This window comes from Gemella haemolysans (assembly GCF_901873445.1).
Lineage (GTDB): Bacteria > Bacillota > Bacilli > Staphylococcales > Gemellaceae > Gemella > Gemella haemolysans_C.
Genome location: NZ_CABFLN010000055.1, coordinates 1 through 3,326 on the forward strand (window position 1 = coordinate 1; position 3,326 = coordinate 3,326).

At 27.6% G+C, this 3,326-nt stretch carries 4 protein-coding genes and 1 pseudogene; 3 read left to right on the forward strand and 2 right to left on the reverse strand.

What is annotated here, in order from left to right; translation table 11 throughout:
• The first annotated feature begins 140 nt into the window (after positions 1–140).
• Positions 141–1,169, forward strand: a complete 1,029-nt coding sequence (locus tag JX287_RS06990; RefSeq protein WP_204644117.1) for a HAMP domain-containing sensor histidine kinase — start codon at positions 141–143, stop codon at positions 1,167–1,169.
• A gap of 167 nt (positions 1,170–1,336) precedes the next feature.
• On the forward strand, positions 1,337–1,594 hold the full coding sequence (locus tag JX287_RS06995) for a metal-sensitive transcriptional regulator (protein WP_204644119.1): 258 nt from the start codon (positions 1,337–1,339) through the stop codon (positions 1,592–1,594).
• A 128-nt stretch (positions 1,595–1,722) separates the two neighbouring features.
• On the opposite strand, the gene JX287_RS07000 is transcribed toward JX287_RS06995, so the two are convergent.
• Positions 1,723–2,019 carry a rhodanese-like domain-containing protein gene (locus JX287_RS07000; protein ID WP_204644121.1) on the reverse strand — a complete coding sequence of 99 codons (297 nt, stop codon included), beginning with the start codon at positions 2,017–2,019 and terminating at the stop codon, positions 1,723–1,725.
• Positions 2,020–2,046: 27 nt separating this feature from the next.
• Positions 2,047–2,352, reverse strand: coding sequence for a rhodanese-like domain-containing protein (locus JX287_RS07005; protein WP_204644123.1), 306 nt, complete (start codon positions 2,350–2,352; stop codon positions 2,047–2,049).
• Between the two features lie 318 nt (positions 2,353–2,670).
• Here JX287_RS07005 and JX287_RS07010 point away from each other — a divergent pair.
• A pseudogene (locus JX287_RS07010) lies at positions 2,671–3,326 on the forward strand (hypothetical protein); the annotation flags it as partial.

The following is a 3,326-nucleotide window of genomic DNA, read 5'->3' on the forward strand; positions in this document are numbered from 1 at the left end:
TTTCTATCTTATTTTCATCTGTTAATTTCATAATAAATAGCCCTCCAAAATTTGTCCAAATTTTGGGGGCTATTACCAACTGTATGGGGTCTAGGATATAAAATGGAAAAACAAGTTTAAAAATGGAAAGGAAATATAGTATGAAATTAAGAGATTATATTATTGTTGGATATATTTTATCATTTTTAATAACTATTACGGCTGTTTTTTGGGCTTCAAATTTAATGTTAATTGAAAAAAAAGATACATATTTTATAGTTGTGATTACTATAATTGCGGGGCTAATTGGAGCCACGATTAGTATTATATTATTAAAAGGTGTATTTAAGTCATTACGTGTCCTAAAGAGACAAACGATTAGTGTAAGTGAGAAAAATTTTGATATTAGCAATGCTGTAGAAGGTCCTACTGAGTTTAGAGAATTATCGTTATCATTCAATGAAATGGCAAAAAATTTAAAAGAAAGTTTTGAGTCATTAGAAGAAAGTGAAAAAGAAAAATCTCTTATGATAGCCCAATTATCTCATGATATAAAAACTCCTATAACTTCAATTCAATCAACTGCGGAAGGAATGCTAGACGGAATAATAAAGGAAGAAGAATATAAATATTATCTAGAAACAATTTGTCGACAAACGACAAGATTGAATAAACTTGTTGAAGAATTAAATTATTTAACATTAAGTGTTAAAGATACTAGTGAAGATGATAAAAATGAAACAATATTTTTAGATAAATTATTGATTGACTGTATGTCAGAGTTTAAGTTGCGAGCAGAAAAGGAAAATAGAGATATTTTTATTAAAGTTATTCCTGAGAATGCCAAAATAGTAAGTAATTACAATAAAATTCAAAGAATTATCGTGAATTTAATAGGTAATGCATTTAAGTATTCACCAAGCGGGACAAAAATAGAAATAGTTGCCGAAATAAAAAATCAAGAATTATCTATTTCTATAATTGATGAAGGTTGCGGTATAAAAGAAGATGAGATTGATAATATTTTTAAAAGATTATATCGTGTTGAAGCATCAAGAAATATGAAAACAGGTGGTTATGGCTTAGGTTTGGCAATAGCGAAACAGTTAGCCTTACAAATAAGTGGAGACATATTAGTAGAAAGTGAATATGGTAAAGGAAGTAAATTTACTTTAAAAATTAATTGTTAATACACTGAGTATACAAGGAAATCTTTGAATCAGATTTATTATTTTGAAAGAATAATTGAAATTAGATTTTTAGGAATTTTCAATATAAAAACATACAAATTTTTCAAATTTTGACAAAATAAATTTTTCACGGTATAATGAAAAAAAATCTACTGAGGAAAATAAACATGGCAAAATCGAAGTATATTACGCGCCTTAAACGTTCTGAAGGACAACTTAGAGGAATTCAAAAAATGATAGAAGAAGAGAGAGATTGTATTGATATAATAACTCAATTAAGTGCGGTTCGTTCAAGTGTTGATCGTGTTATTGAGTTATTAATAACAGAAAATCTTATGGAATGCATTAATAATCCTTTAGAAAATCCTGTAGAACAGAAAGAAAAAATTGAAAAAGCTATAAAATATATAGTAAAGAGTAAATAGTTTAAAGAAATAATAAAAAGCCTTGTTCCTAATTGATCTTAGGAACAAGGCTTTTTTGATGATGTATTAATTTTGTATTAAAGAGAATTTAATATAGTAAAAATTGGTTGTTTCTATTGTTTAATATTTTATTTTGTTTCTCCAGGCCAACTATTCATACCACCTTCGATATTTGTTACATCGAATCCTTGAGTTTCTAAAAAATCATATGCTTTAGCTGAACGTCCACCGGCTTGGCATATTACATAGTATTTTTGATTTTTATCTAATTTAGTGAAATCTATACCAAGACTACTCAGAGGAAAATTTTTAGCAGAAGGAATATGCCCTGCTTCATACTCGTGATTTTCTCTTATATCAAGAATCATAAGTTCTTCATTATTATACTTTTCATAAAAATCTTGCATTGAAATATTGTTTTTCATGATTTTTTCCTTTCAATATTAGTAATTTTAGACTGTTTTGCCTCTCCATGCATGCATACCTCCTTGGATATTAATAACATCGTATCCTTTCTTTTTTAGTTTTTTTGCTGCAAGTTTGCTTCTAGCTCCAGAGTGACAAATAACATATACTGTTTCATCTGTTATTGGAGTAAATTGACCAATCTCATTAAGTGGGACATTTTTTGCATTTTTTATATGCCCTCTTCGAAATTCACCAGGTGTTCTTACATCTATTAATTGAATATTTTCTTTAAGTTTTTGTTCTAGTTCGGTAGTAGAAATACTATCTACTTTTGTAAATAAGAAAAACATTATTATACCTCCTAATATACCCTTACGGGGTATATTAAACCATGAAATAAAAGATTTGTCAAAAAAATTGATCTGAATTTATATATTAAGATTGATAAGTTACTAATAAAATACAAATTAAATTAAAATGAAAGTAAGTTATTATAAATTAAAAATTTTATAAGGTTAATAAGATGAAAAATGAAAATTATCACTGAAAATAAATTTTCAAATATTTGGGTGTTATACACTTGACAAATAAGAAAAATAGGAGAATAATAGAAGAGGAAGTAACCTTCATTTTTATAAAAAACAACCAACAATTTAGGAGGAAATTAAATGAAAAAAATATCAAAAGTAGCTACTGCCAGTGTACTATTATTTACATTAGCGAATCCACTAGCTGTATTTGCTGAGAATAAAGTAGGTAATGTTTCAGAAACAAGCAGTAATAAAACAACACAAGATCTTACTATTACTTCAGAAGAAATCAATGGTGACATAGTATTTCATGTGACTGCACAGAAAGATACTTATGAAGCTATTGTATATGCCAAAATTAATGGGAAAAATTATACTTATAATTTAGGGAATTTAAAAAAAGGTCAAGTATCTAAGATAGTTCAACCAAATGTAAGTATAAATAACAATAATAGTTCTATTTCAAAAGAAAGTAATAAAGGAAAAATACTACCAAATACAAGTGCTGTAAGAGAATTAGTACAAAAAACAGTTTTATACAATAATGAAATAAATGGAAATGTAGTTGAAGCAAAAGTTGTATATAAAGTGTATGAGTTAGTAGAAAAAAAATCAACTCAAAATGATGGAAGAGAATTTAATCCAGAAAGCAATGTTAAAGAAGGTGCCATTGTAAAACCAGAAGAACCAGCAGCAGGAACAACACCAAAAGCAGAAGAACCAGCAGCAGGAACAACACCAAAAGCAGAAGAACCAGCAGCAGGAACAACACCAAAAGCAGAAGAACCAGCAGC